Genomic DNA, 6,612 nt, shown 5'->3' on the forward strand with positions numbered 1-6,612 from the left:
ACGAGATTTGGAATTATTCAACCGATAGAGATGAGAACATTCAACTTTTTAAGCTTCCCGCAAGTCCACAGACAGGCCCTAGTGAAAGCTGTCCTCGTGGCGATCGCTACCGTTTCCCTACTCCTAACCAGCGATGTCATTAACCCCCAATCGGCCCAAGCATATCCTTTTTGGGCGCAACAAACCGCCCCGGAAACCCCCAGAGAAGCAACCGGTCGGATTGTCTGCGCGAACTGCCATTTAGCCCAAAAACCCGCCGAAATTGAAATCCCCCACTCGGTACTACCCGATAGCGTCTTTGAAGCAGTGGTAAAAATCCCCTACGATCCCGCCAGTCAACAGGTGTTAGGCGACGGATCCAAGGGGGGTTTAAACGTCGGTGCAGTCTTAATGCTACCGGATGGTTTTAAAATCGCCCCCCCCGATCGCATTCCCGAAGAAATGCAGGAAAAACTCGGTGGAGTCTATTTCCAATCCTACAAAGAAGGTCAAGATAACGTGGTTATCGTCGGCCCCTTACCCGGGGATCAATACAAAGAGATCGTTTTCCCCGTCTTGGCCCCCGATCCTAGCCAAAATAAGGGTATTCACTTCGGTAAATATGCTGTGCATTTAGGGGCCAATCGCGGTCGCGGTCAAGTGTACCCCACCGGTGAACCGAGCAATAATAACGCTTTCAAAGCTTCTACCGCAGGTACAATTAGCCAGATCAGCAAAACCGAAGCCGGTGGTTATGAAGTCACCATCACTTCTGAAGCTGGCCCCGTGGTGGAAAATATTCCCGCAGGTCCTGAGTTAATCGTCTCGGAAGGTCAAGCGATCGAAGTGGGACAATTTTTAACCAGTAACCCCAATGTCGGCGGTTTTGGTCAAAAAGAGACGGAAGTTGTCCTGCAAAATCCCGGCCGGATCAAAGGATTAGTTTTATTCCTCGGTGGTATTATGCTCTGCCAAATCCTCTTAGTTATTAAGAAAAAACAAGTGGAAACAGTACAAGCGGCCGAAATGAATTTCTAATCGCAATATTTCGGTTATTTTTGCTAGAAAGCGGGTTATTTGCCCGCTTTTTAGCTTTGGGTCGGGAAAACGCTCACCCCTCGCTGCCGTCTGATACAATCGGTTCAACTTAACCGATAAGTGTCAATTTTTATGAATCAGTCGCTTGTTCCAGTCATTCTCGCCGGTGGTAAAGGGGAACGTTTTTGGCCTCTCAGTCGTCTAGCGCGTCCGAAACAGTTTCTCTGTCTTGATGGTAGTGGTCGCAGTCTTTTACAAGCAACGGCCGATCGTCTATTATCTTTAGGGGCAGGTTGGGAAAATCTCTGGGTAATTACCGCTAGTGCGATCGCTGATGGTGTCCGCGAACAACTGCCCGATTTACCGGAGAGTAACCTATTAGTGGAACCGGTGGGCAAGGATACGGCCCCGGCTGTGACTTGGGCTACTTTAGAAGTGATAAAACGTTATGGTAAAGAAGTGGCGATCGGTTTTTTTCCTGCCGATCATTATATTGGTAATCAAGAGGCTTATATTAACACTTTAAAAGCGGCCGTAGAAGTGGCCGTCAGCCAAAAAGCGATCGTTACTTTAGGGATTAAACCCGATTATCCCTCCACCGGTTACGGTTATATCGAACAGGGAGAAAATCAAGGCGAATTTAATGGTTTACCCGTCTATAAAGTGAGTCGTTTTACGGAAAAACCCGATCGCACCACGGCCGAAAAATTCCTAGAAACGGGACTTTTTAGCTGGAATAGCGGAATGTTTATCTTTCAGGGACAAGTGGTTTTAGAGGAGCTAAAAACCCACGCTAATAATATTTTACAGCCTCTGATCGATCGGGGCATCGCTGCCTATGAGGATTTAGAGAAAAAAAGTATCGATTATGCTTTGATGGAAAAAACCCAACTCGCTTACGTTTTACCCGCTAATTTCGGTTGGGATGATCTGGGAGATTGGAATTCTCTGGAAAGATTACTAGAAGCAAAGGGCAAAAATATTGAACTGGCCAATCATGTCGGTTTGGATACGGAAGGCTCTATTATCTATGCTAGTGATGAGGAGGAAGTGATCGTTACTATTGGTTTAAAAGATCTGGTAATTGTTCGCGACGGGAAAGCGACTCTCGTTGTCCACAAAGATCGTACCCAAGATATTAAACAAGTTCTCAAGCAATTACAAACCGATCCCAAATTAGAGAAATTGTTATAGGATCGATATTAGTTACCAGCTTTTTCAGTAATCAGTAAACGGTAATCAGTGAAAAGACAGTAGGAAACTTCTATTTAAGTAAGTAGTTATAATTAAATTGAAGATAGATTTTGTCTCTGATCCCCCCTGCCCCCCTTGATAAGGGGGGTGTCGATCCCCCCTTAGTCCCCCCTTGATAAGGGGGGTATTTGATAATTTTTAACGCCTACCTACTTAATACTGCTCACTTAAAACTCAAATCTGATCACTGATAACTTCCCCACTGATAACTGATAACTGATAACTGATAATACCGTGTTCTCACTCCCCCAAACCAGTCAAAGACAAAAAGAAATCCTTGAGATAGTTCTCGGCAACGGTTGGGACTATATGCGCGGGGTTTTAACCCTAGGAAAAACAGAAAATCCCCAGATTCCCACCCCAGAAGTTCTCAAAAAAATCCTCGTGGAATTGGGGCCTTTTTACGTCAAATTGGGACAGTTACTTAGTACCCGTCCCGATCTGCTACCCGCTAATTATATCGAGGCTTTAACTGCCCTACAAGCGCAAGTTCCTCCCGTTGCTTGGACAGATATAGAAATAGTCATCACCGAACAGTTAGCAAAACCGATCAAACAGGTATTTAAGTATATTAATCCCCAACCGATCGCCGCAGGATCGATCGGGCAAATTCATCGGGCAACTTTATTATCTGGGGAGGAAGTAGCGATTAAAGTCTTGCGTCCGGGTATCGAAAAAATTGTCGCTCAAGATAGTGCCTTAATTAAGGGAATTGCTGATTTAGTTGCCCTAACAGAATTTGGTCAAAGTTATGACGTTGTTAACTTAGCAGAGGAGTTTATTAAAGCAGTCAATGCGGAATTAGATTTCACCCAAGAAGGTCATTATACTGACCAATTACGCTATAATTTAACCCAGAGTCGGTGGTCAGAACCCAAACAGTTAGTTATTCCTAAAATTTATTGGGACTTAACTAATTCCAAGCTATTAGTGTTAGAATGGTTAGAAGGAAAACAAATTTTAGAGGCCGATGTTTCTAGACCGCCAACTGAGCAAGCAATTTCCCAAAGAAAAAGTGAAATAACTAGAATTTTGTTTCGGTCATTTTTTCAACAAATTTATATTGATGGCTTCTTTCATGCCGATCCTCACCCGGGTAATATTTTCTATCTTGACGATGGTAGAGTAGCTTTAATTGACTGTGGTATGGTGGGCAGATTAGACCCGCAAACTCAACAAATTTTAACAGAATTGTTATTGGCAATTGTTGACTTAGATGCGAAAAGATGCAGTCAACTAACTATTAAATTATCTGAGTCAGTAGTCCCGATTACTTTAGTACAATTAGAGGTAGATTATGAGCGGATGCTGCGAAAATATTATAACCTCAATTTAAATCAAATTAACTTTAGTGAGGTGGTTTATGAACTTTTGCAAATTGCCCGTCGCAATAGAATTAAACTTCCAGGTAATTTAGGTTTATTCGCTAAAAGTCTCGCCAATCTAGAAGGAACTGCCCGAAAATTTAATCCTGATATTAATATCCTAGAAGAAGTCAAACCGCTATTAACTAATATTCTTGAACAACAGTTAATCGGTAGCACTCCCCTACAAACTGCCCTAAGAACAGTTTTAGACTTGAAATCTTTTTCCCTGAAATATCCCCGTCAAATTGAAGTTTTACTAGATGGTTTAACCTCGGAAACTTTAAATGTTAATCTGAAAATTCGCGACTTAGATAATCTCCGTCGCAGTTTAGATAATTCCGCCAATCGACTAGCTTTTAGTGTGATTATTGGTTCCTTAATTATCGGGGCCGCCATTGTCACAGCCAGCACCCAATCTCGGCAATTAACTATTATTAGTACCGTATTATTTGCCACAGCTAGTTTTATCGGTTTATGGTTAGTTGTCGGTATCCTGCGATCGGGTAGATTGCGCTAGAAATTATCGCCATTAAATTAAGATTTGTTGTTGTAAAAATTTCGCCCACCGACTAGCCAATTCAACTTCAGTAAAGGGAATTTTTTCAGGCGATCGCTCCTTAAAGATAAATTCTAGGAAAGGGGAACCCTGCGGGGGAAGAGCATCTAAATCCACCACTTGATTATTAACTAACAAACGGATTTCTTTGACCTCCTCTAGGGAAAAAGTTTGTAAATTAATCACTCCCTTACGAGTTGGCTTTCCCCAAGTGATAATTTTATCTTTTTGACCTAAGACAGAATATATATCATACTTAGCTCGATCAAAGTTTTCGGCCCATTGTCGATAGATTTCCACTTTTTGGTATTCATTCCAACCACTCCAAGCCAACCAAATAAACAGAATTAATAAAGGTGTCCACAATAAACCGCGTTCCATAAACTATCTCTCCAAAATTCTGGCCAATTAATCGTATTTTAGGCTAATTTGCAGCCAGGAATTATCAGCCGTCGGCCTTTTTTCCCCACTTCCCAACCCGAAACGGTCAAACCCTTTGCTAATTTTTGGCTTTTTACTTGCTATAATCGAGTGTCGAATTTGAGTAGGAGACGGGAGAAAATGGCCGATTGGCAGGAAATAGAGGGGGGGATCACGGCCCCAAAAGGATTTAAATCCGCAGGGATGGCCGCGGGCCTAAAACCGTCCGGTTTGCCCGATTTAGCCCTCATTGTCTCGGAAACAGAAGCGATCGCCGCCGGAGTCTTTACCACCAGTCAAGTGCGGGCTGCTTGCGTCGATTATTGCCGTCAACGCCTACAAACTAAAGCCAGCGCCAGGGCGATTTTGTGTAATGCCGGCCAAGCAAACGCCGCCACGGGGGAAGCTGGATGGCAAGATGCTCTCGATAGTGCCGCCGCCTTGAGCCAAGTTTTAGGGATTCCCGCCGATGCAATTTTGCTGGCATCTACGGGAGTGATCGGGCAACGGATTCGCATGGATGCGTTAACCGCCGCTTTACCGACCTTAGCAGGTTTATTGTCGGAAAATGGTGGCGAAAGCACGGCCCGGGCGATTATGACCACGGATCTAGTCCCCAAATCGATCGCCTTGCAAACCACCATCGATGGTCGTCCGGTCACAATTGGGGGAATTGCCAAGGGATCGGGGATGATTCACCCGAATATGGCGACGATGCTCTCCTTTATTACCTGTGATGCCGCAGTATCGACGGTTCTCTGGCAAAGTATGTTAAGTCGGGCGGCTAATAAAAGTTTTAATCAGATTACGGTGGATGGGGACACCAGTACCAATGACAGTCTGATCGCCTTGGCTAATGGTCAATCGCGCACCACGGCGATCACAGAAATGGGCCGGGATGCCCAAAAGTTAGAGGCCATGTTAACGGAAGTTTGTCAATACTTGGCCAAAGCGATCGCCCGGGATGGGGAAGGAGCCACCTGTTTAATAGAAGTGCGGGTTTCGGGGGCGGCCGATGATCAGTCCGCTCGTCAGATTGCTCGCACCATTGCTGGTTCTTCCTTAGTAAAATCGGCGGTTTTCGGTCGAGATCCTAACTGGGGACGAATTGCGGCGGCCGCGGGCCGGGCCGGGGTTGTCTTCCATCAAGAAGATCTACAAATTAAGTTAGGCGACTTCGTGATGATGGAAAATGGCCAACCTCTGGCGTTCGATCGAGCTAGTGCCAGTAATTACCTGAAAGCGGCAGCAAGCGGGGCTTATTTACGAGAAGATACCGTTTTAATGTCTATCTGTATCGGTAACGGTTCGGGAACAGGTACGGCCTGGGGTTGCGATCTTAGTTACGATTACGTCAAAATTAACGCCGAGTACACCACCTAGGGTTTGCTGAAAAAGCTTTTCCTAGGGGCAGGGTGTGGGGTGTGGGCTTCGGCCGTGAGCTCAGCCGAACGGGTGTGGGGTGTGGGGTTTTACCCATTTTCAGGACGTTCGGCGAAGCTCAGTCGAGTGGACGGTGAGCCTGTCGAACCGCCGTGGTCAATTACCTAATTTTCAGGGAAAAAGTACCTGAATTTTCCCCCCAATCACTCCAAAGGTCGGCACTTTTTGAGGGAAAACAAGTCTAAAAACCCTATCCAACAAGGTTTTTAGATTTATTCAGCAAGCCCTACTTAAAGCGATCGATTCTCTAAACAGGCTCTCTTGTCCTTGCTGGATTGTAGCCCAACAGCTTGATCAAAGGTTGACGTTAGGCTCTAGTCTATACCGACAATCTCGATGATCGATCCCGTTGATCACACAGCAGCCAAGAGAGCCGATTACTCGATTAACAGATAAACTTTAATGGTTGGATTGTAAGTAGCTGGTTATAATTAAATTAAAAATGGATTTTAGGTTCGATCCCCCCTGCCCCCCTTGATAAGGGGGGTGCCGATCCCCCCTTAGTCCCCCCTTTAATCCCCCCTTAATAAGGGGGGCATCTGACAACTTTTAACG

General features: G+C 45.1%; 5 protein-coding genes. 4 read left to right on the top strand and 1 reads right to left on the bottom strand.

Annotated elements, in window-relative coordinates; all coding sequences use genetic code 11:
• Positions 1-30: 30 nt before the first annotated feature.
• The 3 genes from petA (at position 31) to IM462_RS18485 (ending at position 4,155) form a co-directional block, all read left to right on the top strand.
• The gene (gene petA / locus IM462_RS18475) at positions 31-1,017 is read left to right on the top strand and encodes a cytochrome f (protein WP_002754684.1); all 987 of its coding nucleotides are present in this window, start codon (positions 31-33) and stop codon (positions 1,015-1,017) included.
• 132 nt (positions 1,018-1,149) lie between these two features.
• A complete protein-coding gene (locus IM462_RS18480; protein WP_149975306.1) occupies positions 1,150-2,211 on the top strand; it encodes a mannose-1-phosphate guanylyltransferase in 1,062 nt (353 codons plus the stop codon).
• Positions 2,212-2,505: 294 nt separating this feature from the next.
• Positions 2,506-4,155 carry an ABC1 kinase family protein gene (locus IM462_RS18485; RefSeq protein ID WP_287699724.1) on the top strand — a complete coding sequence of 550 codons (1,650 nt, stop codon included), beginning with the start codon at positions 2,506-2,508 and terminating at the stop codon, positions 4,153-4,155.
• 12 nt (positions 4,156-4,167) lie between these two features.
• On the opposite strand, the gene IM462_RS18490 is transcribed toward IM462_RS18485, so the two are convergent.
• Positions 4,168-4,575, bottom strand: coding sequence for a hypothetical protein (locus IM462_RS18490; RefSeq protein WP_024969066.1), 408 nt, complete (start codon positions 4,573-4,575; stop codon positions 4,168-4,170).
• 180 nt (positions 4,576-4,755) lie between these two features.
• Between IM462_RS18490 and argJ the strand changes: the two genes are divergently transcribed.
• Complete coding sequence (gene argJ / locus IM462_RS18495) at positions 4,756-5,997, top strand: bifunctional ornithine acetyltransferase/N-acetylglutamate synthase (RefSeq protein ID WP_002736235.1); 1,242 nt, start codon at positions 4,756-4,758, stop codon at positions 5,995-5,997.
• The last annotated feature ends 615 nt before the right edge of the window (positions 5,998-6,612 follow it).

Origin of the sequence: Microcystis sp. M144S2 (assembly GCF_020246065.1) — a bacterium.
Lineage (GTDB): Bacteria > Cyanobacteriota > Cyanobacteriia > Cyanobacteriales > Microcystaceae > Microcystis > Microcystis ichthyoblabe_A.